Source organism: Exiguobacterium aurantiacum, from assembly GCF_001766415.1.
Lineage (GTDB): Bacteria > Bacillota > Bacilli > Exiguobacteriales > Exiguobacteriaceae > Exiguobacterium > Exiguobacterium aurantiacum_A.
The window spans coordinates 57,862-81,810 of sequence record NZ_MKXO01000001.1 but is presented as its reverse complement, the minus strand read 5'-3'; the positions used below and the strand labels follow the sequence as shown (position 1 = coordinate 81,810).

23 protein-coding genes are annotated in these 23,949 nt (G+C 52.5%); 2 read left to right on the top strand and 21 right to left on the bottom strand.

Annotated features, from left to right (window positions below; translation table 11 throughout):
* Positions 1–7 precede the first annotated feature (7 nt).
* From ybeY to BJU60_RS00325, 14 genes are all read right to left on the bottom strand, one after another.
* A complete protein-coding gene (ybeY, locus tag BJU60_RS00390) occupies positions 8–484 on the bottom strand; it encodes an rRNA maturation RNase YbeY (protein ID WP_070326995.1) in 477 nt (158 codons plus the stop codon).
* A complete protein-coding gene (locus BJU60_RS00385) occupies positions 462–2,543 on the bottom strand; it encodes an HD family phosphohydrolase (RefSeq protein ID WP_236633362.1) in 2,082 nt (693 codons plus the stop codon). Before BJU60_RS00385 ends, ybeY begins: the two co-directional genes overlap by 23 nt.
* A 17-nt stretch (positions 2,544–2,560) precedes the next feature.
* Positions 2,561–3,517, bottom strand: coding sequence for a PhoH family protein (locus tag BJU60_RS00380; RefSeq protein WP_070327896.1), 957 nt, complete (start codon positions 3,515–3,517; stop codon positions 2,561–2,563).
* Positions 3,518–3,651: 134 nt separating this feature from the next.
* Positions 3,652–4,116, bottom strand: coding sequence for a hypothetical protein (locus BJU60_RS00375; protein ID WP_070326993.1), 465 nt, complete (start codon positions 4,114–4,116; stop codon positions 3,652–3,654).
* A gap of 5 nt (positions 4,117–4,121) precedes the next feature.
* Positions 4,122–5,102 (bottom strand): flotillin-like protein FloA, encoded by a 981-nt coding sequence (gene floA / locus BJU60_RS00370; RefSeq protein ID WP_016508066.1) that lies wholly within the window; start codon positions 5,100–5,102, stop codon positions 4,122–4,124.
* A complete protein-coding gene (locus tag BJU60_RS00365; RefSeq protein WP_070326992.1) occupies positions 5,099–5,611 on the bottom strand; it encodes an NfeD family protein in 513 nt (170 codons plus the stop codon). The genes floA and BJU60_RS00365 overlap by 4 nt, the downstream gene beginning before the upstream one ends.
* A 136-nt stretch (positions 5,612–5,747) precedes the next feature.
* On the bottom strand, positions 5,748–6,197 hold the full coding sequence (locus BJU60_RS00360; RefSeq protein WP_070326991.1) for a GatB/YqeY domain-containing protein: 450 nt from the start codon (positions 6,195–6,197) through the stop codon (positions 5,748–5,750).
* A 33-nt stretch (positions 6,198–6,230) separates the two neighbouring features.
* Positions 6,231–6,425 (bottom strand): 30S ribosomal protein S21, encoded by a 195-nt coding sequence (rpsU, locus tag BJU60_RS00355; RefSeq protein ID WP_286203271.1) that lies wholly within the window; start codon positions 6,423–6,425, stop codon positions 6,231–6,233.
* A 79-nt stretch (positions 6,426–6,504) separates the two neighbouring features.
* On the bottom strand, positions 6,505–7,170 hold the full coding sequence (gene deoC / locus BJU60_RS00350) for a deoxyribose-phosphate aldolase (protein WP_070326989.1): 666 nt from the start codon (positions 7,168–7,170) through the stop codon (positions 6,505–6,507).
* Between the two features lie 77 nt (positions 7,171–7,247).
* Positions 7,248–8,111 (bottom strand): EamA family transporter RarD, encoded by an 864-nt coding sequence (rarD, locus tag BJU60_RS00345; RefSeq protein WP_070327895.1) that lies wholly within the window; start codon positions 8,109–8,111, stop codon positions 7,248–7,250.
* A 147-nt stretch (positions 8,112–8,258) separates the two neighbouring features.
* Positions 8,259–9,416: a bifunctional cystathionine gamma-lyase/homocysteine desulfhydrase gene (locus tag BJU60_RS00340; protein WP_070326988.1), complete on the bottom strand. Its 1,158-nt coding sequence runs from the start codon at positions 9,414–9,416 to the stop codon at positions 8,259–8,261.
* The gene (locus BJU60_RS00335) at positions 9,382–10,320 is read right to left on the bottom strand and encodes a PLP-dependent cysteine synthase family protein (RefSeq protein WP_070326987.1); all 939 of its coding nucleotides are present in this window, start codon (positions 10,318–10,320) and stop codon (positions 9,382–9,384) included. Before BJU60_RS00335 ends, BJU60_RS00340 begins: the two co-directional genes overlap by 35 nt.
* A 1-nt stretch (position 10,321) precedes the next feature.
* Positions 10,322–10,789 carry an S-ribosylhomocysteine lyase gene (locus BJU60_RS00330; protein ID WP_070326986.1) on the bottom strand — a complete coding sequence of 156 codons (468 nt, stop codon included), beginning with the start codon at positions 10,787–10,789 and terminating at the stop codon, positions 10,322–10,324.
* Positions 10,786–11,430, bottom strand: coding sequence for a class I SAM-dependent methyltransferase (locus BJU60_RS00325; protein ID WP_070326985.1), 645 nt, complete (start codon positions 11,428–11,430; stop codon positions 10,786–10,788). Before BJU60_RS00325 ends, BJU60_RS00330 begins: the two co-directional genes overlap by 4 nt.
* 338 nt (positions 11,431–11,768) lie before the next feature.
* On the opposite strand from BJU60_RS00325, the gene BJU60_RS00320 reads away from it, so the two are divergent.
* Positions 11,769–15,437, top strand: a complete 3,669-nt coding sequence (locus BJU60_RS00320; RefSeq protein WP_070326984.1) for a S8 family serine peptidase — start codon at positions 11,769–11,771, stop codon at positions 15,435–15,437.
* Positions 15,438–15,536: 99 nt separating this feature from the next.
* Here the strand turns inward: BJU60_RS00320 and BJU60_RS00315 are convergent, their stop codons facing one another.
* The 6 genes from BJU60_RS00315 to hrcA all read right to left on the bottom strand — a co-directional run bounded on the left by BJU60_RS00315 (position 15,537) and on the right by hrcA (position 21,928).
* Positions 15,537–16,283: a 16S rRNA (uracil(1498)-N(3))-methyltransferase gene (locus tag BJU60_RS00315; RefSeq protein WP_070326983.1), complete on the bottom strand. Its 747-nt coding sequence runs from the start codon at positions 16,281–16,283 to the stop codon at positions 15,537–15,539.
* A gap of 3 nt (positions 16,284–16,286) precedes the next feature.
* Entirely contained in the window at positions 16,287–17,225 is a 939-nt protein-coding gene (prmA, locus tag BJU60_RS00310) for a 50S ribosomal protein L11 methyltransferase (protein WP_070326982.1), read from the bottom strand.
* A gap of 18 nt (positions 17,226–17,243) precedes the next feature.
* Positions 17,244–18,350, bottom strand: coding sequence for a molecular chaperone DnaJ (gene dnaJ, locus BJU60_RS00305; RefSeq protein WP_070326981.1), 1,107 nt, complete (start codon positions 18,348–18,350; stop codon positions 17,244–17,246).
* Between the two features lie 109 nt (positions 18,351–18,459).
* On the bottom strand, positions 18,460–20,283 hold the full coding sequence (dnaK, locus tag BJU60_RS00300; RefSeq protein WP_070326980.1) for a molecular chaperone DnaK: 1,824 nt from the start codon (positions 20,281–20,283) through the stop codon (positions 18,460–18,462).
* A gap of 29 nt (positions 20,284–20,312) precedes the next feature.
* Entirely contained in the window at positions 20,313–20,888 is a 576-nt protein-coding gene (gene grpE, locus BJU60_RS00295) for a nucleotide exchange factor GrpE (protein ID WP_070326979.1), read from the bottom strand.
* Between the two features lie 17 nt (positions 20,889–20,905).
* Positions 20,906–21,928, bottom strand: coding sequence for a heat-inducible transcriptional repressor HrcA (gene hrcA, locus BJU60_RS00290; protein WP_070326978.1), 1,023 nt, complete (start codon positions 21,926–21,928; stop codon positions 20,906–20,908).
* 192 nt (positions 21,929–22,120) lie between these two features.
* Between hrcA and BJU60_RS00285 the strand changes: the two genes are divergently transcribed.
* The gene (locus BJU60_RS00285) at positions 22,121–22,726 is read left to right on the top strand and encodes a DUF1054 domain-containing protein (RefSeq protein ID WP_070326977.1); all 606 of its coding nucleotides are present in this window, start codon (positions 22,121–22,123) and stop codon (positions 22,724–22,726) included.
* Positions 22,727–22,763: 37 nt separating this feature from the next.
* Here the strand turns inward: BJU60_RS00285 and hemW are convergent, their stop codons facing one another.
* A complete protein-coding gene (gene hemW / locus BJU60_RS00280) occupies positions 22,764–23,918 on the bottom strand; it encodes a radical SAM family heme chaperone HemW (RefSeq protein WP_070326976.1) in 1,155 nt (384 codons plus the stop codon).
* Between the last annotated feature and the right edge of the window lie 31 nt (positions 23,919–23,949).

Here is a 23,949-nt window from a genome sequence, read left to right as displayed (position 1 = left end):
AACGGATTCACACCTCGCCTCGCTTCAACTCAAAATGAGCGAGCACTTGCTCCTGACGCGCCGTCATCTCGGCTTCTTCTTCTGGCGTCATATGGTCGTAGCCGAGCAAATGGAGAAAGCCATGGATCGCCAAGAAACCGAGTTCACGTTCGAACGAATGACCGTAGTCCGCCGCTTGCTCGCGGCACCGCTCCACCGAGATGACGATGTCGCCCAATAGACGGGGTTCATCCTCATCAAGCATGAAGTCCATCTCTTCTTCTCCCATCTCGTCAAAAGCAAAGCTGATGACGTCCGTCGGCGCGTCTTTGCCGCGCCACTCCTGGTTGATCACTTGAATCTCGTCATTCGTTAAAAATGTGACTGACAGTTCACTCGGTTCTTCGACTTGTTCAGCCAAGGCCGCGTGAACTAAAATCGATTCGACTAACTCGAGCTGAGACTCGGTCAACAACCCTTGTTCATCGTTCGAGATGATTTGCATGTAATTCGCCTTCTTTCTTTAGTTCTGGGTATTCGATCCGTTCATGGAACAAGCCGGTCAACGTCTCGCATGCACTCTCGCCGACACGCCACACTTCTTTCGTCGTCAAGTCACACTCTTCGAACTGACCGTCTTGAAGCTTGTCGCGAATGATCGAGCTGACGAGCTGACGTATCCGCTCCGGTGTCGGTTGTTTTTGCGACCGAACCGCTGCTTCAATCGAATCGACGATCATGACGACCGCCGCCTCACGCGACTGCGGTTTCGGTCCCGGGTAACGGAAACGTGACTCCGACACGTCTCGTGACTCTTTCGCTTTAACATAAAAGAACTTGAGCAGCGACGTCCCGTGATGTTGCTCGGCGATGTCGATAATCTCTTTCGGCAGTTTATAGCGCCGCAACAAATCAGAGCCGTCGTAAGGATGCGCCATAATGATGTCGGCCGACTCTTCCGGTGTGAGCCGGTCGTGCGGGTTCACGCCGTTTTGTTGATTCTCGATAAAGTGGAGCGGCCGTTCCGTCTTGCCGAGGTCGTGATAATAACTCGCGACCCGGGCGAGCAGACCATCGGCCCCGATCGCCTCACACGCCGACTCGGCGAGATTGGCGACCATCATGCTATGGTGATACGTTCCCGGCGCCTCCATCAACAGTTTTCGCAGCAGCGGATGCGTCGGGCTCATCAATTCGACTAGGCGTCCGGACGACAATACGCCGAACCAAGGCTCTAGAAACGGCAGGAAGCCGAACGTGAGAACGATCGACAGCAAGGCGCTCGTGATCGCGAAACCGGATAAATAGGCGACCATCTCCCACGTCACTTGCGTGTTCCGCAAGAACAGGAGCGCGAGCACCATGATGATGTTGATGATTCCGAGCAAGACGCCTGAAAGGAACAAGCGTTTCCGTTGAATCTTCGGTTCGACCAAAAAGACAGCCAGGAAACTCCCGGTCGCAAAGTAAACGACCGTCATAAAGCTCGTATTTTGGCCAAAGCTCGCAACAATTGAACCAGCGATCATCGTGATGAGCGCCGAAGCCAACGCGACCCGTTCATCGACTAAGATACGGAGCAATAAGACGACGAACGCCGTCGGGGCGATGACGTACGCATACGTCGTGAACTCGATCCCGATATAACCGACGCCGAAGAAAATACCTAGTTGCAGCAATAGTAGGCCATAGACAGTAATCAAAATTTTAGGTCGGAGCAAAAGTTCTTGAATTTTTGAACGGATCAGCATGAATAAAAATCCGACCGTCAAGAGTCCGCTGAGCAAATAGGCACCGAACAAAGGCGCGAACGAACGGTTCGGGTCAATCGCACCGGTCAATTCGAGCTTCCGATAGATTTCACGGGTCACGACTTCCCCTTGGTTGACGAGGAGCTGTCCTTCTTGAATGATGACCGGTTCAACGGCGTCGATCGCTTCTTGTTCTTTCTGACGAGTCGCTTCCGAATCGAAGACATAGTTCGGGACGATCAGTTGGTCACTTAAACTCGTCGCGACCGCTCGGAATTCTAACGACAACGGTGATTGGTCGATGACCGTCGACGCCCGGTCTCTCGCCTCGGCAATCGACTCGGAACTCGTTTCGATCCGATTGGCCATGACTTCTTGAAGCGCCGTCACGGCGACGTCTTCGACGGTACGACGCGTGTTCACGGTCGCCTCCAGGAGTGAGTTCAACTCATCGTCTGCAAGGAGCCCGTTCACTTCTGTAGAATTCAATCGATTTTTGATATCAGACAGTTCAGTGTCCTCATCCGTGTCTTCGAACGCCGCGAACAATTGCTCGATTTTGGCAATCTGTTGATCGGCGAATTCACGGCGTAATGAGAACTGACTTCCGACGGCGTTCGTCGCGTCTTGTCTCAGACGGTCCGACGCGACCCTGTCCTCGATCGTGATCGGGGAGCGGATATCTTGTGCGGCGATGCCAAGCGGCTCTACGCTGATGATTGATGGGCGCACCGTAAAGTAGAGAATTGCGCCAAGGATGAGAAAAAAGAGGACGGAGATTGTGGCGACCGTCCAATGACGTGCTTGCTGCATCAGTGCCCCCCCTTTCGTCATGTAATATCTGTACTGTAGGCGTTGATGATTTTTTTGACGAGCGGATGCCGCACGACGTCTGAGGCGCTAAAGTGTTCGAAGTGAATCCCGTCGACCCCTTCGAGGAGATGGAGCGCTTCTTGAAGTCCCGACGCTTTCCCTCTCGGTAAATCGACTTGCGTCAAATCACCGGTGACGACCATCTTCGACCCGAACCCGAGCCGTGTCAAAAACATTTTCATCTGTTCTTTCGTCGTATTCTGCGCCTCATCCAAAATGACGAACGCATCTTCAAGCGTCCGTCCGCGCATGTAAGCGAGCGGGGCGACTTCGATCGTCCCTCGCTCGAGCAGACGGTTCGTGTGTTCGACACCATAGACGTCAAACAAGGCGTCATAGAGCGGTCGTAAGTAGGGGTCGACTTTCTCTTTTAAGTCTCCCGGCAAGAAACCGAGGTTCTCACCCGCCTCGACGGCAGGACGCGTCAAAATGATCCGTTTCACTTGACCTTCTTTCAGCGCCCGCGCAGCCAGGACGACCGCCAAATACGTCTTCCCGGTCCCGGCCGGCCCGATCCCGAATACGAGGTCGCGTTTCTCGATGGCCCGGACGTAACGGCTCTGTCCGACCGTCTTCGCCCGGATCGGTTTCCCTTTGTTCGTCGTGAAGACGACGCGGCCATAATGTTCGAGCAGTTCTTCCCCTTTGCCGATCTTAATATGTTGGATGACACTGATCGCATCGCCCTCGTTCAACCGTGCACCTTGTTTAACGAGTTGTTGCAACGTCTTGATCACACTTTTCGTCAATTCGAGCGTCTCCGCGCTATCGGCTTGGATGATCAGCTCTTCGCCACGAGGCGTAAGTGCGACGGCAAGCTCGGCCTCGATCGCATGGAACACCTCATCTTTCGGTCCGAGGAGTGCCTGCGCTTCGCTCGCATGTTCCATGACGAACGGTATCTTATCTGTCATAATCAATGGATGTTTCTCCCCCTCATCTATAGATTGTTCCTTCTTTACTTTAGCACTATCATGCCGTTCGTGAAAGAAAGACCGTTAGCTCGAGCCACAAAAAAAGCAGTGACATCGAGTCACTGCTAAAAAAATTACCGACGGCGGCGTTTCGAGACCGGCGGCTGAAGAATCTCACTCCAGACGATGGCTTGACGCGCTTGCTTCATCGTAATGCGCGGTTGCGCTGTCTGTCGTGAATCGGTCGCTTCCGTTATCGGAGGGATTTTGACTGCCTGTTCGAACGCAGCGCTCACTTTCGGGAGCGACTCACGCGACTTTGGTGCGTGCCGATTCGGATCAAACTCGTGCCGGTCTGAATTTTCGACCGGAATCGCGACACGACGACGAACTTTTTGCGGTACTTTGTTCTGCCGTTCGTCTCGCGGATCGTTGAGTGGTCCATCGACTTCTTTCACCATGTCGCCGACCGTATCCAAATACCGTTTCAGATCCGTGCTCGGTGGCTTTTCTCCTGTAGATGACGACTTCTCAAGTCGCTTCATGACCGCGGAAGCGACCCCGAAGGCGACTAATAGTAAGATCCATAATCCATCCATATCGATTACTCTCTATCAGATTCGACTGGGTGCCCGATCGCATTACGCATTTGCGTATCCGCTTGGACGTTCAAGTAGTTGACGTAATCCATGACCCCAAGCTTGCCGTTACGAAGCGCATCTGCCATCGCGAGCGGTACTTCCGCCTCGGCCGCGACAACTTTGGCGCGCATTTCTTCGACCGATGACTTCATCTCTTGCTCGCGGGCGATCGCCATCGCGCGACGTTCCTCGGCTTTCGCCTGCGCAATTTTCTTATCTGCCTCGGCTTGGTCGGTTTGGAGCACCGCGCCGATGTTTTTACCGATATCAATGTCGGCGATATCGATCGACAAGATTTCAAACGCCGTCCCTGAATCGAGACCTTTCGTCAATACGGTACGTGAAATCATGTCCGGGTTCTCAAGCACGTGCTTATGGTTATGTTGCGAACCGATCGTCGAGACGACCCCTTCACCGACACGGGCGATGATCGTTTCTTCACCGGCACCCCCGACGAGGCGGTCGATGTTGGCACGAACCGTGATCCGGGCTTTCGCTTTCACTTCGATCCCATCCATCGCCACACCAGCGATGAACGGTGTCTCGATGACTTTCGGGTTAACCGACATCTGAACGGCTTCTAACACGTTCCGGCCAGCAAGGTCGATGGCGGCGGCACGTTCGAACGATAACTCGATATCGGCACGGTGCGCCGCGATCAAAGCGTTGACGACACGGTCGACGTTACCACCGGCTAAAAAGTGACTCTCGAGCTGGTTCGTGTTCAAACCGATGCCTGCTTTGACGGCTTTGATGAGCGGGTTGATGATTTTAGACGGGACGACGCGACGAAGTCGCATCCCGATCAATGTGAAGATGGAGACGTGGACGCCTGAAGCAAACGAGCTGATCCACAGCCCGACCGGTACAAACGTGAAGAACACGGCGAGCGCGATCAATCCCCCACCTGTGATGAGTAACGTGCTTAATAGTTCTGGTGTCATTCTGTTACATCCTCCTTCGGTTCTACAAAGCGTCGGACGACAACGCGTCCTGAGTCGACTTTATACACCTCAATTTTTGTTTGTTCATCGAGATAGCTACCTTCTGCCACAACGTCGATTCGTTCGCCTTCAATCTCAGCAGTACCTGCTGGACGAAGCGGCGTCAATGTGACACCGACTTTCCCAAGCAACCGTTTCCGGTCGTCATGAGACAAATACCCCTTATCAGTCGACGTCGAATCGGTCAAAATCAAACCTTTATACATGAGCGAGCGATTCGACTGCAGTCGACGGTACGCCCAAAACCCGAGTCCCGCAACAAGCGCCGTCGCTAAACCAAGTGACAGCCAAAGCTGCCCGATCGTGGCACCTGCCATAATCAAACTCGCCACGACGGCGCCTATCCCGAGGACCCCGAACAATCCAAAACCGGCAACGAACACTTCAATTCCAAGAAGGACAATCCCGACGAAAAACACCGTCAGAATCACTCCGAGACCAAATGTCATCGTATTGCTACCCCCTTCCAAATCCAAAGCTACCTCTTATCTCTAGTGTATACGAAACAAGATTGAATGTGGTTTCATAATACGCAAAAAAAGGCAGAAACTTTTGGATTTCTCCAAAGTTCCCTGCCTTTTATCATTAATTCGTCAATTGTTGTTTGACAATTCGGTTCACAAGACCACCGTCAGCCTTGCCTTTAACTTGTGGCATGACGACGCCCATCACCTTACCCATATCGGACGGACCCGCAGCGTTCGTCTCGGCAATTGCTGCCTTGACGATTGCTGTGACTTCGTCTTCAGAGAGTTGCTTAGGCATGTAGACCTCTAGTACGACAATTTCATCAGCTACTTTAGAAGCAAGGTCTTCACGACCAGCGCTTTCGAATTCTCGGAGGGAGTCTCTGCGCTGTTTCATCTCTCGGTTGAGCACCGTGAGCTCCTCTTCCTCAGTAAGATCTTGTCGACCAAGTTTGATGGCCTCGTTCTGGAGCGACGCTTTGACCATCCGGATCGTCGTGAGACGATCTTTCTGTTTAGCGCGCATGGCTTGCTTCATGTCGTCCGTCAAGCGTTCTTGCAGACTCATGAGCCAACACCCTCTCTACAAAAGAAACTTCAATCAGAATTTCTTGTTCTTGCGAGCAGCTTCTGATTTCAATTTACGTTTTACGCTTGGCTTTTCGTAGTGACGACGTTTGCGAACTTCGGCAAGAGTGCCATCTTTCGCAACACCGCGTTTGAAACGACGAAGAGCGTCTTCAAGCGATTCGTTTTTACGGACACGAGTTTCCACTAGTTTTCCCTCCCTCCGAATTACACGACTAAGGAAACGTGTTTCACACGTCATACCACATTATAGTGAAATTAAGTCGTGTGGTCAACTACTACTTCAATTAATAATCGCTGTCCGAACGCCCGCCTGTGACGATGGCAATTCCGGCAGAAGCGCCAATGCGCGTTGCACCAGCATCGATCATCGCTTGTGCGCCTGCGAAATCACGAACGCCGCCTGATGCTTTGACGCCAAGATCCGGTCCGACCGTCTCACGCATGAGTCGGATGTCTTCGACGGTAGCGCCGCCAGTTGAGAATCCAGTCGACGTTTTCACGAAGTCTGCACCCGCTTTGACTGACAGTTCAGCCGCTTTTTTGATTTCTTCTTTAGTAAGCAGGCACGTTTCAAAGATGACTTTGACGAGCGTACCGTTTGCTGCTTCGACGACGGCACGGATGTCGCGTTCGACGAGGTCGAAATCGCCGTCTTTCATCGCGCTGATGTTGATGACCATGTCGACTTCGTCTGCGCCGTTGGCAATCGCATCTTTCGTTTCGAACGCTTTCACTTCAGGTGTGTTCGCACCGAGCGGGAATCCGATGACCGTACAAACTTTGACGTCCTCATCTAATTTAAGTTGCTCGGCAGCGTAAGCGACCCATGTCGGGTTGACACAAACGCTCGCGAATTTGTACTCAAGTGCCTCTGCACATAGTTTTGTGACTTGATCTTTCGTTGTTTCTGCCTTCAAGGCCGTGTGGTCGATATAACGTGCTAATTCCATAATAAATTCCTCCTCTGACATATAGGTCTGACATCTAACATATTATCATGTTTTTGAGAAATGTAACAGCTTTCACTTCATGCAAGTTGACGGCGTTTTCGCGTTTGGACCCAGCTGTTCCAACTGAAGAAAAAGATGGCGATCCAGATGCATGTGAACGCGAAAATATGATACGTCGTGAACGGTTCGTCGTACAAGATGACACCGATCGCCAGACTGAGCGTCGGGGCGATGAACTGTAAAAAACCGACGAGCGTGAACGGGATATGTTGCGCCCCGTAACCGAACAACAGGAGCGGCAACGCCGTCATGACGCCCGTGCCTAAGAGCGCGGCCCAGACAATCGGTTCGCCCGTCATCGTGAGCCCGCCGCGCGACGTTTCGAAGGCGAGGAAGATGACCGCGACCGGAACGACCGCGAGCGTCTCGATACCTAGACTGACCGTCGACGCAAGCGGCCGCCGTTTTTTGACCATTCCGTAAAACCCGAACGTACTCGCCAATATGAAAGCAATCCACGGGAACGACCCATAACCGAACGTCAAGACGAGCACCCCGACCGTCGCGACACCGACCGCGAGCCATTGGACTCGGTTTAATGATTCCCGAAAAACGAGGACACCTAACACCATGCTGACGAGCGGATTGATGTAATATCCGAGCGATGCCTCGATGATATAGCCGTGATTGACCGCCCATATGTAGACAAACCAGTTCGCACTGACGATAAAGCCGTTCAACATAAAGGCGTTCCGCGTCGCCCGATGTCTGAGCGCATAATTGAATTCAGTCCACTGTTTCGTCCATTTCAAGACGAGTAAAATGAATAGAAACGACCAGACGATACGGTGGGCGAGGATTTGACTGCTCGGTATTTCCTGTAGAAACTTCCAATAGATCGGCAGGATGCCCCACATGACGTACGCACCGATTGTGGGCATGACTCCTTTATTCAATCCGTTCACCCGCTCTCCTAATCAATTATCGTCAGTTTAGTCGATGCGTTTCGGACATTCAAGCGATTTCTTCCACCCTTCCCACGACAAAAGAGGCGCGCTCTGAGAGCGCACCTCGTGTCACACGTTCATTCAGCTCGTGATTGTCGTCAAGGCCGCAAGTGCTTGCTCCAAGTCTTCAATCAAATCGTTCACGTCTTCAAGTCCGACAGAGATACGGACGAGCCCGTCCGTGATGCCGAGTTCTGCCCGACGTTCGGCCGGAATCGAGGCATGTGTCATCCGTGCCGGCACGCTGATCAAGCTCTCGACCGCACCGAGACTTTCAGCGAGCGTGAAGTAGTTCGTTTTCGCAACGACCGTCTCTGCCGCTTCGGCCGAGCCGACGTCAAAAGCGATCATGCCGCCAAAGCCTCGGGCTTGTGACAGATGGACTTGTTTCGCCGTCTCGCCGGCAATGCTCGGGTGCAACACCCGGCTGATCGCCTCGTGAGACGTCAAGAACTCGACGAGTGCGAGCGCGTTCGTCTCGATCTCTTCCATCCGGACCGCGAGCGTCTTGATGCCGCGCACGACGAGGAAGCTGTCTTGCGGTCCGAGCACGGCTCCGACCGAGTTTTGTAGGAACGCCAAACGTTCCCCAAGTTCTTCTGTCCGGGCGACGACGAGTCCGGCGACGACGTCACTATGTCCACCTAAATATTTCGTGGCACTGTGCAAGACGTAGTCCGCACCGAACTCAATCGGATTTTGGAAATACGGTGTCATGAACGTATTGTCGACGACGAACAAGACGTCGGCCTCGGTCGCAATGTCACGCACACTCCGCATGTCCGTGACGTTCAAGAGCGGATTCGTCGGCGTCTCGACATAAATCATTTTCGTGTTCGGTTGAACGGCTTCGCGGACTGCCGCCGCGTCAGACGTATCGACAAAAGATGCTTCCAAGCCAAGTGATTGAAATACTCGATTGAATACACGGTACGTTCCCCCATATACGTCAGAACCGACGATGACGTGGTCCCCTGATTTCATTAACATGAGAATCGTTGAGATGGCGGCCATCCCTGAAGCGAACGCAAAACCACGCGCCCCGCCTTCGATGTCGGCGATCAGCGTCTCAAGCGCCGTCCGCGTCGGGTTAGCCGTCCGCGAATATTCATACCCGTCCCGCAAATTGCCGATTCCGTCTTGTTTATAAGTACTCGTTTGATAGATGGCTGGTGTCACGGCACCCGTCAACGGGTCCGTCGTCTTACCGCCGTGAATAAGCGCTGTTTTTGTACGCATGTTCTGCCTCCTTGACTATTCCTTGACTTAAATATCGTTCGACACTGTCCGGTAAAATCGTGACGATCACACCTTCGGTCATCCGGTTTGCTTCTTGCACACAGGCGGCGATGGCCGCACCGGAAGAACTTCCGACGAGCAGTCCTTCTTGCTTCGCCAAATGGGCGACGTAATAAAACGCGTCATCATCAGAAATCGTATAAATCCCATCGACGAGTTCACGATCTAAAAATGGAGGCCACTTCTCGACACCGATTCCTTCTGTTTTATGGGGCCCTGGTTGCCCACCGTTTAAGATTGATCCTTCGGGCTCAACGACAACGTTGCGGGTGCCGTGGTTTTTCAAAACCGCGGCGACCCCAGTGAACGTGCCACCCGAGCCCGCGCCGGCGATGAAGACGTCGATATTCGGTATATCTTGCAATAACTCTCGGGCGAGTGAATCGACATACGTATCCGGGTTATCCGGATTCGAGAACTGTTCCGGTAAATAGGCGTTATGTTCAACCGCCAGCGCTTTGGCCCGCTCGATCGCACCCTTCATCCCGAGCTCGGTTTCCGTGTTAATGACAGTCGCGCCAAGCAATGACATGAGCGCTTGCTTCTCTTGACTAAACTTTTCAGGCGTGACCGTGATCAAGTTCACCCCGTACCGCTGACAGGCGAGGGCGAGCCCGATGCCGGTATTCCCTGCCGTCGGCTCGACGACCGTACCACCCCGTTCGAGTTGGCCGCGTTCAAGCGCTTGTTCGATTAAATGAAGCCCGAGCCGGTCTTTCACACTCCCGCCTGGATTCATCATCTCGAGCTTGCCGTATATTTTAACGCCTTTCGGAACAGGCAACGTCCGTAACTCGAGCAGCGGCGTGTCCCCGATCAGTTCATAGACGTTATTGACGAGCATATTACGCCTCGTCCTTAAAGATGATGTGCCACTCGTCACGTTTCGCGAGCATGTCGGCCGCTAATTTTTTTGCGCCCTCAAAGTCGTGGTGGTTGGCGCTACCGCATTGGATCGGGTTTTGCGCCGGCAACTCCGTCGCATTTGCTGCATCACGGAGTGTCGCCTCGACGAGGTCGAGCATCGCTTCGTAGTCTCCATCGTTCAACATCGTCCAATAAAAACCAGTCTGGCAACCCATCGGCGAGACGTCGATGATTTGGTCCGAGTGACTGCGGCTGTTCTCAGCGATCAAGTGCTCGAGCGAATGGACGGCCCGCATCGGCATGAGTCCCTCGTTCGGTTGGATGAAACGAATGTCGTATTTATAGATCGTATCGGCCGTCCCTTTTTTCACACCCGCTAAACGGACGTAAGGCGCTTGTACTTTTGTATGGTCCAAATTAAAACTTTCGACTTTATAACTTTTCATGATTGAGTTCCTCCAGATTGTTTCGTGGCCACGACGAGCCAGACGAATTTATTTTTTTGTGTCAGCGAGACCGTATAGCCGTTCGCTTCGAGCATTGCTTGGATCGTTTGCGTGTACGGATAAAACTCACGATTCAAGTCTTCGATTAAATCGTCGTAACCGTTCATGCTCGCCCAGTCGAGAATGTCTCGCTTCGCCTTTTGTGAGGCGAACATCGTGTCGAGTAAGACGAATCGCGGTGAATCGAGCTGCTCGACGTAACCTTGAATCGCTGTCCGTTTCTCTTCATCCGTCAGATGGTGAAACGCGTATGACGACACGATCGTATCTATCTGCTCTGTCGTCGGATAGTTTAAAAAGTCACCGTCGATAATATCAATCTCAAGTTTTTCGGCGGCGACAGCCCGCATCTCCGGTGACGGTTCGACCGCAACCAGCTCGTGACGTTCTAAAATCTTCATACTTAAGTTCCCGGTCCCGACTCCGAACTCCATAACCTTCCCTTCGAGATGATCCACGACCTCGCTCAACATCTCCTCATAACCTGCGAACACTTCTTTATATTGCTCGTCATGTCCGGCCACGGTCGTGTCGTATTGCGTTGCCCATTCCTTAAAAATGTCCATGAACTGTAATCCCATTGCTCCACCCCATCGCTTTATTCCGACTATGTCGATAAGTTTTATATGTTTTATCTATTCAGACCATACCAATTTTCAAAAAAAATCTCAAGCGAATTGTTCGAATCATTTTATTCGAGGGCATATCACGCCCAAATTTTGAAACTTGAGTTGAACGCGTGAATTTAGACCTAGCTATTTTAGTAAAAGATAGGCCGAAAGTAATTGTCAGAATTTTTAAATTTGTTCAAATTCATTACCTTGTTTTCGAAAAAAACGAGCGATTATCGCCCTGTATTCAGCTATCATTTTCCACAAATACATATACTTCTCAATTAAACGATTGGAGGATTTTCAAATTGCCAAACTTTAAATTTTATGTAAACGTCTCCCTTGCGACATGCCTGGCGTTGACACCTGGGCTGCTCGGACTCGGAACAGATCCGGTACTTGCCAAACGATCCGTTACGCCGAACGCTGAGATCGCCGACAAGCAAGAAAAATTGCGTGTCGTCGTCGAACTCGTCGGTGCACCTGCCATCGAACAAGCAAAAAAGAAAGGGAAAAAATTCAATGAATTGACGAAGGCCGAGAAAGACAATGCTCACGGGCTCGTCAAAGCCGAACAGAAAAAAGCGAAAGCCGCCATCTCAAAAAAAGGTGTGAAAGCAGAAACGATTGGAGAGTTCACGACCGTCTTCAACGGATTCAGTACGCTGCTCTCGGCTACAGACGTCCAGAAAGTTGAAGCGTTACCTGAAGTCGCTCACGTCCATATCGTCAATGAATACGAGCGTCCCGAGGTCAAACCGGATATGGTAACGAGTAACGGCATGGTCCAATCGCAACAGACATGGGGCGACTATGGGTATACCGGCGAAGGAACGATCGTCGCCGTCATCGATACGGGTGTCGATGCAGACCATCGCGACTTCCGCTTAACCGACGATACAAAAGCGGAGCTCACGCAAGGCGAGGTCGAGGCGGCAGTCAGTGAGTTCGGTTTGCCGGGAGCCTACATAAACGAGAAAGTTCCTTATGCTTATAACTATTACGACGAGAACGATGATATTCGCGATGATTCCCCTGGCGCCTCGATGCACGGGATGCACGTATCGGGTACGGTCGCGGCCAACGGGGATGAGGCGACTGGCGGTTTGAAAGGTGTCGCTCCAGAATCGCAAGTACTCGGTCTCAAAGTATTCAGCAACGACCCGAACTACGCCTCGACGTACGGCGATATCTATATTAAAGCGATCGACGATGCCATCAAACTCGGCGCCGACGTCATCAATATGAGTCTCGGATCGACGGCCGGTTTCGTCGATGCCGACTCACCCGAGCAACAAGCGGTACAGCGTGCTGTCGATAACGGTGTCTTCATGTCGATCTCAGCTGGTAACTCGGCGTACTTCGGAAACGGATACGATCTCCCTTATGCGAACAATCCGGATACCGGCGTCGTCGGCGCTCCGAGCGTGAGCTCGGCCTCGACTTCAGTCGCCTCACTCGAGAACGACCAAATCCAATTGGACGCTTTCTCGATTCAATCCGGTGACAAGACCGATAAAATCGGATGGAAGAAACAAGATGGCCCAGCTTTCACGAACGGGGACTATGAACTCGTCCATGTCGGTGACGGACAGCCTGGTCAATACGTCGGGAAAGACGTGAAAGGGAAGATCGTCTTCGCGGTGCGTGACGGCGCCTATTTCTACTCGAACATTCAAAAGACAGCCGAAGCGAACGGGGCTGCCGGTGTCATCGTCCGCGGTGCCGTCGGTCATGGTGATTACGTCAGTATGGCGCTAGCGAACCCACAAATCCCGATGGCGTCACTCAGCATTAAAGACGGAAATGAGCTTCAACAGCGACTCGTTGCCGGTGAACAAATGAACATTAAATTCGCAGGTGACCGCATTAGCGTCGCTAACCGTGCAGCCGGTTCACTGTCTAACTTCACTTCGTGGGGTGTGACACCAAACCTCGATTTCAAACCTGAAATCTCGGCGCCAGGCGGACAAATCTTCTCGACGTTGAATGACGATCAATACGGATTGATGAGCGGAACGTCGATGGCTGCACCACACGTCGCAGGAGGCGCCGCGCTCGTGCTCGAACGTGTCGACCGCGAGTTCGCTTTAAGCGGTACGGCTCGGGTAACGATGGCGAAGAATTTGTTGATCAACACATCGAAAGCCGTGACTGATATCGGTCCATACAACCAACAGTTGAATCAGAACCTCCCATACACGCCGCGTCGGGGAGGAGCCGGTTTGATGCAATTGCACGCGGCCGTCTCAACGCCAGCCGTCGCCTATGAAAAGACAACAAAAGAAGCAAAAGTTGCCTTAAAAGAACTCAACCGAAGCAAAGCGACGTTCACCCTTGTTGTCGAGAACTTATCCGACAAAGCCGTGTCATACGATGTTTTGTCTTCACTTCAGACCGACCTCGCCATCGAACGGACGGCCGGGACGATTCAAAATGCGATGGAGGCCCAACCACTCCAAAACGCCAGCGTGACGATCAACGGGAAGAAAGCAAGTACGGTCAAACTGAAAGCGAAGCAAACAGTAGAACTCAAAATCGCGCTCGACGTCTCGAAAGCGCAGGTTCTCAATCCAAAGACGCTGAGCGGTCTCGTCTCGGCCAAAGACGTATTTGAAAACGGCTATTTCGTCGACGGTTTCGTGCGCTTGACCGATGTGAACGGGGCAGAAGGCAATCCAGGACTCGTCGTACCGTTCGTCGGTTTCGAAGGCGACTGGGGCAAAGCACCAATCTTTGACGCTTCCATCTATGAATCAGGATCGTTCTATCAGACGGCTGGAATGGTCGATCAGACAGGGAATTATTTGGGCATGAACCTAGATGAGTCGTTCACTTCCGACGCAATCGCGTTCTCTCCTGACGGGGACAACGTAAAAGATGTGGCGACACCGGTCTTCTCGCTCCTTCGTAACGCCAAAGACGTCAAATATCGCATCGTCGACGAGTCAGGCGATGTCGTCCGCACGCTCCGGCAAGATGACGAGTTGCGTAAAAACTACTTCGATGGCGGACGCAATACACCTTACTACTACTCAGCCGACTACAAATGGGACGGACGATTGAACGGTAACCCGGCCCCGGCCGGCAAGTACTTCTATGAGATCGAAGCGAGCATCGATTACATGAAAAAAGAGGCACAGACGCTCCGCTTCCCGGTTAAAGTCGACTATACAGATCCGACGTTCTCGGCGAAGTGGCAAGATGACAGTTTGTCCGTAAAAGCGAACGACGACTTCTCTGGTATCCATTCTGTCGAATACTTCTTGAACGGTAAGTCTGTCGCCAAACTTGCAAACGGGTCGGCCAGTCATGCCTTCACGTCGCCACTTAGTGAGACCGATGAAGTCAGCGTCCGCGTCACCGACCATGCCGGAAATAGCACGACCAAAACAGTCGCCTATTCGACGGATTCAGAAAAACCTGGCGTCTTCTTGGACGCGCCGCTCGCTTTGTCACCTTACGCGACGTCAATCGTCCCCATCAAAGGATCGATTCAAGACGCATCAAACATCAACTCATTCCAAGTCGATGGGATTGATGTCCCGCTCACATGGAATGAAACAACGAAACGGTATGACTTCAGTACGAATCGGACATTTATAGACGGCGTGCACAAACTCCGCTTCGTAGCTGAGGATGCGGCTGGAAACGTCGCCAACTTCCAACGGACGATTTTCGTCGATGCGACACCAGCCGTCATCGAGATCGGGAAACTACCGAAACAAATCGGGAAAAAACAAACTGCGGTCAACGTCAACGTGACTGTCAAAGATAATTTTGATGAAGTGAAGCTCCTCGTGAACGGTGATTTGAAATTCAGCCAGGCACTAAAAGCACCTTACGAGATGCGCGCTTTCTCAAGAACTGAAAAAGTCACGCTTCCTGTGACGTCAGGAGAGAATACGTTCACGTTCGAAGCGGTCGACCTCGCCGGCAACGTGACGACGAAGACGATCACGTTGTTCAAAAAATAATCGGTCATGAAGAAGAGCCCTCGCCTAGACGAGGGCTCTTGTCATGTGGTCATTAAACATAAAATCAGCTCCCGCAGTTTGCGGGAGCTGATTTCGTGTTCACTTCAATTCAAGCGCATACGACAACGCCGCTAACGCATAGAGCGGAGCCGTCTCGGTGCGCAAAATCCGGGGACCGAACGCACACGGACGCGCGCCTTGATTCGTCCAGGCGTCAATCTCCTGCTCGTCAAATCCGCCTTCAGGACCGACGATCAGCAGGAGACGCTGTCCGCGTTCAAGCGCTTTGAAGACAGCCGCGAGCGCCGCTTGTTCACCTTGCTTCGCCGACTCTTCATAAGCGATGACGACCACATCGTAATTAGAAAAGTCGTCTAACAGGTCACGCGACGAGACGTACGCGCACGTCGGTACGACGGCACGGTACGACTGTTCGGCCGCTTCTTGCATGATCTTCTGCAAGCGATCGACTTTCTTCGGGGCTTTTTTAGCGTCCCATTTCGCGACCGATCGTTTCGACTCAAATAACTTCAAGTGATGCAACCCGAGCTCAGTCGCCTTCTGAGCGACGAGCTCGACTTTATCACCTTTCGGCAGTGCGTAGGCGAGCGTCACATCAACGGGCAGTTCAGTCGTCGCCTGCCGCGCTTCGAGTACTTTTGCCGTCCCCGATTTTTTTTCGAGCGCGACCACCTCACAGACGTACTCGACACCTGTACCGTCTAACAACACCATCTGATAACCCGGTCCCGCCCGCAACACCGTCCCGATATGATGGACGACGTCTTGCGGCAATGCGACCGTGTCTGTTTTAAACGCATCACGTTGTAAGAAATAGCGTTGCATGGCTTACCCCTTCTTCGCGATGATGGCGACCCAGTCTTCCATGACTCGCGTCTCTTCGATCGAGAATCCAGCCGCCTTGAGCGCTGCCGTCACTTCATCTCGTTTTTGGCCGATGATGCCCGACGTGATGAAATAGCCGCCTGGTTTGACGCGCACGTAAGCATCGTCAACGAACAGCATGATGACGTCAGCTAAAATGTTGGCGACGATCAAGTCATACTCACCGCTCATCCCTTTCAACAAATCACCCGTCTTGACGTCGACGACGTCTAGAACGCCGTTCGTCTCGACGTTTTGGCGGGCCGATTCGACCGCGACCGCATCCAAATCGAGCGCCTCGACTCGTTCCGCGCCAAGCTTCGCCGCCGCGATGGCAAGTACGCCTGAGCCCGTCCCGACATCGATCAAGCGGTCACCCGGTTGGATATAGTTCTCGATCGCTTGAATGCACAGCATCGTCGTCGGGTGCGTCCCGGTCCCGAACGCCATACCCGGGTCGAGCAAGATCACGTTCTCTTCCGGTTGTGGCACGTATTCTTCCCACAGCGGAACGATCGTGAGGTGTTGCGAGATTTTGACCGGTTTATAGTACTGCTTCCACGAGTGGGCCCAGTCCTCCTCATCCATCTCGAGCGCCGTCACGGTACCGGCGCCGACTTCAAAGATATTGCGTAGCCGTTCAATTTCTTTTTTCAGTGTCGAGAGCGTGTCCGGTAAGTCGCCTGAGACAGGAACGTACGCTTTCACGTGAACACCCGACGTTGGATACGTATCACGGCCGGATTCGTCCCAAATCTCTCCGAAATGATCTTCTGCCATCATCCGGTCGTAGTCTTCGACGTCCTCGATGACGACACCTTGTGCCCCCACTTCATGTAGTAAATTTGATACGGCTTCGACTGCCTGCTGTGTCGTGTGGACACAAATTTCAGACCATTTCATCGCTTGTACACGCTCCTTTTACTGGCTAAAAAACTTTTTCATCTTTTGGAAGAGGCCGTGCTGTTCTTCCACGCCCGCTTCTCCGCTGATTTCTTCAAACTCGCGGAGCAATTCTTTTTGACGATCTGTCATGTTCGTCGGTGTCATGATGACGATATTGACGTACTGGTCGCCGTTGCCGCCGCCGCGAACGCTCGGCATCCCTTTTCCACGCAAACGGAATTTCGATCCGGTCTGTGTTCCGGCTGGCACTTTCAAGCTGACCTTGCCGTGCACGGTCGGGACTTCGAGTTCGGCGCCGAGTGCTGCTTGCGCGAACGTGACCGGCATCTCCATCGAGATGTGCTGGTCGACTCGCTCGAAGATTTCGTGCGCCCGAACGCGGACGACGATGTAAAGATCGCCGGCCGGGCCACCGTTAGCGCCAGGACCACCTTTGCCGGACATGCGGATTTGTTGGCCGTTATCGATACCGGCAGGAATTTTGACTTCGACTTGCTGTGTCTTCTTGACGTGACCAGAGCCATGGCACGTCGTACATTTCTCTTTGATCGTCTTGCCTGTTCCATGACATTGGCTACACGTCCGCTGATTGACCATGCGACCGATCACCGTGTTCTGTTCGACCGTTTCGACACCGCTACCGCCACAACGGCCGCACGTCTCTGGTTTCGTCCCCGGCTTGGCACCACTGCCCATACACGTGTCACATTCGACTTCGATCTCAAGGTCGATCGTTTCCGTCTTACCGGTCACGCTCTCCATGAAGTCGAGGTCGACGACGTATTGATAATCTTCTCCGCGTCGCGGTGCGTTCGGGTCTTGACGACGTCCGCCGCCGCCGAAGAACATGTCGAAGATGTCGCCGAATCCGCCTTGGAAGTCACCGCCGCCTCCGAATTGGCTCGCTCCTTCAAATCCGAAGCGGTCATATTGAGCCCGTTTCTGCTCGTCTGACAGCACTTCATACGCCTCACCGAGCTCTTTAAATTTATCCGCCGCATCCGGCTCTTGGTTGATGTCTGGATGATATTCCCGTGCCAATTTGCGATAGGCCCGTTTGATGTCTTGCGCCGAGGCCGATTTGTCTAGGCCAAGCACTTCATAATAATCTCGTTTCGCCACGTTACTCTCTCCTCTTTACTGTTTCAAGTTCGATTTTACCGATTCTACCTTAACATGGAAAGAGCCAAAGCAGAAACCTGCTTTGGCGCCATCCAATCTATCGGTTGCCTTATTTACGATCGTCGAGATCTTCAAACTCCGCGTCGACGACGTTATCGTCTTTCGCTTCTGTTTGTGTCTCAGCGCCTTCAGCACCTTGCTGTTCAGCCATGTTCGCATATACTTTTTGCGTCAATTCTTGTACGACTTCAGATAGCTCATCTTTCGCCGTACGGATTGCTTCGAGGTCTGTACCTTCAAGTGCTGATTTTGCTTTTTCTTTCGCTGCTTCGGCTTTGTCTTTATCTGTTGCGTCGACTTTATCTCCAAGGTCTTTGATCGCCTTGTCCGTCGCGAAGACGAGTTGGTCCGTTTCGTTACGGAGCTCTGCTTCTTCTTTACGCTGTTTGTCTGCTTCCGCGTTCGCTTCCGCTTCTTTCACCATGCGCTCGATTTCAGCCTCGTCGATACCTGAAGACGACTGGATCGTGATCGACTGCTCTTTGTTCGTACCGAGGTCTTTCGCCGATACGTGAACGATTCCGTTCGCATCGATGTCGAACTTGACTTCGACTTGTGGTACACCGCGTGGTGCCGGCGGGATGTCCGTCAATTGGAAACGACCGAGCGTCTTGTTGTCAGGCGCCATCGGGCGTTCCCCTTGCAAGACGTGGATGTCAACGGCTGGCTGGTTGTCTGCCGCTGTCGAGAACACTTGTGATTTCGATGTCGGAATCGTCGTGTTGCGATCGATCAACTTCGTCATCACGCCACCCATCGTCTCGATACCGAGCGAAAGCGGAGTCACGTCGAGAAGGACGACGTCTTTCACGTCACCGGCAAGAACGCCACCTTGGATCGCTGCGCCGAGGGCAACGACTTCATCCGGGTTAACGCCTTTGAATGGCTCTTTCTTCGTGAAGTCGTGAATCGCTTTTTGGACCGCTGGGATACGTGTCGAACCACCGACGAGAATGATCTTGTCGAGGTCAGACGGCGTGAGGCCTGAGTCTTTCAACGCGCGACGAGTCGGTTCCATCGTGCGCTCGACGAGGTCTGCTGTCAACTCATCGAATTTCCCACGTGTGAGTGTCGTTTCAAGGTGAAGCGGGCCTGCTGCCCCTGCCGTGATGAACGGGAGGCTGATGTGTGCGCTTGTCACGCCTGAAAGGTCTTTCTTCGCTTTCTCGGCCGCATCTTTCAACCGTTGGAGCGCCATCTTGTCTTGCGCGAGGTCGATACCGTTCTCTTTCTTGAATTCGGATACGAGGTGATCGATGACTTTTTGGTCAAAGTCGTCTCCGCCGAGTCGGTTGTCCCCTGCTGTCGCGACGACTTCAAACACGCCGTCTCCAAGCTCGAGAATCGAGACGTCGAACGTACCGCCACCGAGGTCATAGATCAAGATCGTGTGGTCTTCACCTTTGTCGAGGCCGTAAGCGAGCGCCGCTGCCGTCGGCTCGTTGATGATCCGTTTGACATCAAGACCGGCAATTTTCCCTGCGTCTTTCGTCGCTTGACGCTCAGCGTCGTTAAAGTAGGCAGGAACTGTGATGACCGCTTCAGTTACTGACTCACCAAGGTAGTCTTCTGCATCTTTTTTAAGTTTTTGCAAAATGATGGCCGAAATTTCTTGTGGCGTGAATTTCTTACCGTCGACTTCGACCGTATGTGACGTTCCCATATGACGCTTGATCGATTGGATCGTGTTCGGGTTCGTGATCGCTTGACGCTTCGCGACTTCACCGACTTGACGCTCTTCCCCTTTGAATGCGACGACAGACGGTGTCGTACGGTTCCCTTCTGCGTTTGAGATGACGACCGCTTCGCCACCTTCCATAACTGCTACACAAGAGTTCGTTGTTCCTAAGTCAATTCCGATAATTTTAGCCATTGTCTATTCCTCCATCTAGTTAAGTAATTTTATTCTGAAACTTTTACCATGCTTGGACGAATGACGCGTCCGTGCAACGTGTACCCTTTTTGAAGCTCCATCGTTACAATCCCAGACTCGAACTCATCGCTCGGTTCTTGCATGACCGCTTGGTGATAATTCGGGTCGAACGGCTGACCGACCGCTTCGATCACTTCAACGTTCTCGGCGTTTAACACGTCGAGCAATTGACGGTGGATCATATCGACGCCCGCTTGAATGTTCTTTGCATCGTCTGAAGACGCTTCGACTTGAAGCGCACGCTCAAAGTTATCGATGAGCGGAATCAATTTCTCGATGACGGCTTGCGAAGCGAACTTGACGCGTTTCGCGTTCTCTTCGTTCGTTCGGCGGCGGAAGTTGTCAAAATCAGCACGAATCCGAAGCTCGCTCGCTTTGAGCGCTTCGATTTCTTGTTGCAAATCTGGTCCCTCAGAACTTTCTTCCACTATTTCAGCATTTGAAACCTCGTCAGCGTCCGCAGTCTCTGACTGCAACGCGTCGAAATCTTTCTCTTCGAGCACTTCTTCTTCTTGGTCTGGCCCGTTTTGATTTTCAGTAGTCATATTGAGGCTCCTTTCGTTCACTCTTCTAGTTTCGTTCGCCTTAACGCTTCAATGATTTGTCCCATCATCCGCACCCCGTGCCGATAATCCATCCGGGTCGGACCGATCATCGCGATCGTCCCGAACGTCTTGCCGTCGAGCGTATAGTCCGAGGTGATGACGCTACAATTTTGAAGCGCAAGGATCCCATTCTCGCTCCCAATGCTCACATAAATCTCGCGATTTGGCAACGATTCGAGCCAGTCGGTCAACCGTTCTTGCTCGTCGATCCACTCTAGGAACGGACGTAACGTATCGAGCGTTTGAAACTCGGGTTGGTTGAAGATGTTTTTCTTCCCACCAAGATACAGCGAGGTCGGATGATGTACCCCGACGGTCGCTTGAATGAGTTGCATCATCGACTCATATTGTTGTTGATGAGCGAGGCGAAGGTTTGACACTTCTTCTCCGATACGGAACTTCAGTTGACCGAGCGGAGTTCCTTTTAGACGATCGTTTAAAAATCGGATTGTTTGTTCGACCATATCCGGCGCCATCGGCGATTCGAACACGACCGTTCGATGTTCGACGTGCCCTTGATCCGTTACGATCAAGACGACACCGCGCCGTTCATCGAGCGGCATCAAATCGATCCGTGCCAGCCGGTTCATCTGACTGCTCGGACCGAGCGCTACCGTCGTATAATTGGTCAAATCAGAGAGTAGGTCAGCGGCTTGACGAATGAGGACTTCTGACTCTTGGGCGGACGCTCGCAAGCGTTCCCCGAGCCGATATGTTTCCCGCTCGTCGATGAGTTTCGTCTCGACAAGGTGATCGACGTAATAACGATATCCGACTTCAGACGGGATTCGTCCTGCTGAAGTGTGCGGTTTTTCGATCAAGCCCATGTCTTCTAAATCCGCCATGTCGTTTCGGATCGTCGCCGAACTGAACGACAAGTCATCCCGTTTCGAAAGCGTCCGTGAACCGACGGGCTGGGCTGTCTGAATGTAATCATCAATGATCGCTCGTAAAATGAGCAATTGTCTCTCTGTCAGCACAACATCACTCCTCTCTGAAGGATTGGCCTCACTTTTATTAGCACTCATATTTACTGAGTGCTAATCACACTTCAAATATTATCATGTTCTCCTTATTTGTCAATTCAAATGCATCATTTTTTCCATCGATTGAAAGTCATTCGAAATGCATCTTCCGCGCACTTTCGGTATGATACGAATTGAGGTGATCATATGTTTACAACTAAACAATTTAACGTGTTTACGCAAGACGGGCTCGACGCCCGCATGTCAGGTATTCGCGCGGACATTCAACCGCTGTTCCATCGCATCTATGACGAGGTCGGTCCGCAGCTTGAAGCCGACGTCGGCATCCCGCTCTATCTCCACGTCGCCAAGCACGCCCGCCGGACGGTCAATCCGCCGAAAGATACGTGGATGGCGATCTGTCACGATAAACGTGGCTATAAGAAACATCCGCATTTCCAAGTCGGTCTGTTCGACGACCGTGTCTTCGTCTGGCTTGCCTTCATCTATGAGATGCCGAACAAAGAAGCAATCGGCAAACGACTCATGACAATCGACTTTAAACATGAATTTCCCGACTTCCATCTTGCCGGCGATCATATGAAAAAAGAGGCGTTCTTGATCGAAGAGACGTCCTCTGCGTCAATCGATGCCATCGTCGAGCGCTTCGCGACCGTCAAAAAAGCCGACTTCTTGATCGGTCGTCAACTTTCGGCCGATGCCTCGATCCTCCAAAACGAAGCGGCGTTCCTCGCCCTTGTCGAGGATACGTTCGGACGGCTCATGCCGATCTACCGCGAGCTCGTTCTCTAACTAAAACAGGCGAATCCGACATCGGATTCGCCTGTTTTTACGTTGTCACATCATTTAATCGTGCCTCACCGATGAATGCCGCGAACGCCTCGTTGGCGAGCGGGAGTCCCGACTCGGTCAACCGGACGTGCGTGTCCGTCGTTTCAATCAACTGTTTCGCTTTCAGTTCGGACAAGACGTGCCCGAACACCGACTCCATCGAGACACCGTACTTCGTTTCGAACGTCTCGAACGACACACCGCTGCGCATCCGGAGACCGAGAAACAACTCTTCTTCCATCCGCTCGAACGTCTCGAGTGTCGTCGTACTTCGAACCGGTAAACCTTCCGCCTTGATATAGTGCGGGATCGGCGCGACGTTCGCCCGGCGCTCGCCGTTCAAGTAACTGTGAGCCCCGGCTCCGAAGCCGTAATACTCCTCGTTCCGCCAATACACTTGGTTGTGACGGCTCTCCCGTCCCTCGACACTGTAGTTCGAGATCTCGTACTGCTTGAGCCCACGGCGTTCGAGCGTCTCCATGACTTTCAAGTACATGGCGACTTCGATGTCCTCACCCGGCAGACGCAGCTTGCCTTTGCGATCTTGAATCGCGAAGACGGTGTGCGGTTCGAGGATCAAGGAATAGGACGAGACGTGTTGGATCGGCAGTTTGAACGCCAAGTCGAGATCCCGTTCGATCTGTTCGAGCGTCTGCTCCGGTAGTCCGAACATGAGGTCGATCGAGATGTTGTCGAACCGTTTCGCCGCCTCCGTCACCGTCGCGAACACGTCATCCGCCCGATGCGTCCGCCCGATCCGTTCAAGCCCGCCGTCGTCGAACGTCTGGACGCCGAAACTGACGCGGTTGACACCGCCTCGTTTCATCGTATCGAGCTTTTCGGCGCTCACAAAGTTCGGATTCGCCTCGACCGAGTATTCTATATTCTTTGTAGCGAGCGGGAGCAAGTGCCGCTCGACCATGTCCATGAGACGTTTCATCTGCACCTCATCGAGCGCGGTCGGCGTTCCTCCGCCGATAAAGATCGTCTCGATCTCATCTGTCGGATATTGTTCAAGCGATAGGACAATCTCTCGTTCTAACGCATCTAAATAGTCATCAACCGGTTGGTTCTTTAAGAACACCTTGTTGAAATCGCAGTAATAACAAATATGTTCACAAAATGGAATGTGAAGATATACGGCTTTAGCCATGGCGGCCACCCCTTTCTTCTCCTTCCATTTA

Excerpts from the sequence above, each read along its gene's own strand:
- ybeY (WP_070326995.1), bottom strand. The coding sequence starts at position 484 with ATGCAAATCATCTCGAACGATGAACAAGGGTTGTTGACCGAGTCTCAG.
- BJU60_RS00385 (WP_236633362.1), bottom strand. The coding sequence starts at position 2,543 with ATGCAGCAAGCACGTCATTGGACGGTCGCCACAATCTCCGTCCTCTTT.
- BJU60_RS00380 (WP_070327896.1), bottom strand. The coding sequence starts at position 3,517 with ATGACAGATAAGATACCGTTCGTCATGGAACATGCGAGCGAAGCGCAG.
- BJU60_RS00375 (WP_070326993.1), bottom strand. The coding sequence starts at position 4,116 with ATGGATGGATTATGGATCTTACTATTAGTCGCCTTCGGGGTCGCTTCC.
- floA (WP_016508066.1), bottom strand. The coding sequence starts at position 5,102 with ATGACACCAGAACTATTAAGCACGTTACTCATCACAGGTGGGGGATTG.
- BJU60_RS00365 (WP_070326992.1), bottom strand. The coding sequence starts at position 5,611 with ATGACATTTGGTCTCGGAGTGATTCTGACGGTGTTTTTCGTCGGGATT.
- BJU60_RS00360 (WP_070326991.1), bottom strand. The coding sequence starts at position 6,197 with ATGAGTCTGCAAGAACGCTTGACGGACGACATGAAGCAAGCCATGCGC.
- deoC (WP_070326989.1), bottom strand. The coding sequence starts at position 7,170 with ATGGAATTAGCACGTTATATCGACCACACGGCCTTGAAGGCAGAAACA.
- rarD (WP_070327895.1), bottom strand. The coding sequence starts at position 8,111 with ATGCCCACAATCGGTGCGTACGTCATGTGGGGCATCCTGCCGATCTAT.
- BJU60_RS00340 (WP_070326988.1), bottom strand. The coding sequence starts at position 9,416 with ATGCGTACAAAAACAGCGCTTATTCACGGCGGTAAGACGACGGACCCG.
- BJU60_RS00335 (WP_070326987.1), bottom strand. The coding sequence starts at position 10,320 with ATGCTCGTCAATAACGTCTATGAACTGATCGGGGACACGCCGCTGCTC.
- BJU60_RS00330 (WP_070326986.1), bottom strand. The coding sequence starts at position 10,789 with ATGAAAAGTTATAAAGTCGAAAGTTTTAATTTGGACCATACAAAAGTA.
- BJU60_RS00325 (WP_070326985.1), bottom strand. The coding sequence starts at position 11,430 with ATGGGATTACAGTTCATGGACATTTTTAAGGAATGGGCAACGCAATAC.
- BJU60_RS00315 (WP_070326983.1), bottom strand. The coding sequence starts at position 16,283 with ATGCAACGCTATTTCTTACAACGTGATGCGTTTAAAACAGACACGGTC.
- prmA (WP_070326982.1), bottom strand. The coding sequence starts at position 17,225 with ATGAAATGGTCTGAAATTTGTGTCCACACGACACAGCAGGCAGTCGAA.
- dnaK (WP_070326980.1), bottom strand. The coding sequence starts at position 20,283 with ATGGCTAAAATTATCGGAATTGACTTAGGAACAACGAACTCTTGTGTA.
- grpE (WP_070326979.1), bottom strand. The coding sequence starts at position 20,888 with ATGACTACTGAAAATCAAAACGGGCCAGACCAAGAAGAAGAAGTGCTC.
- BJU60_RS00285 (WP_070326977.1), top strand. The coding sequence starts at position 22,121 with ATGTTTACAACTAAACAATTTAACGTGTTTACGCAAGACGGGCTCGAC.
- hemW (WP_070326976.1), bottom strand. The coding sequence starts at position 23,918 with ATGGCTAAAGCCGTATATCTTCACATTCCATTTTGTGAACATATTTGT.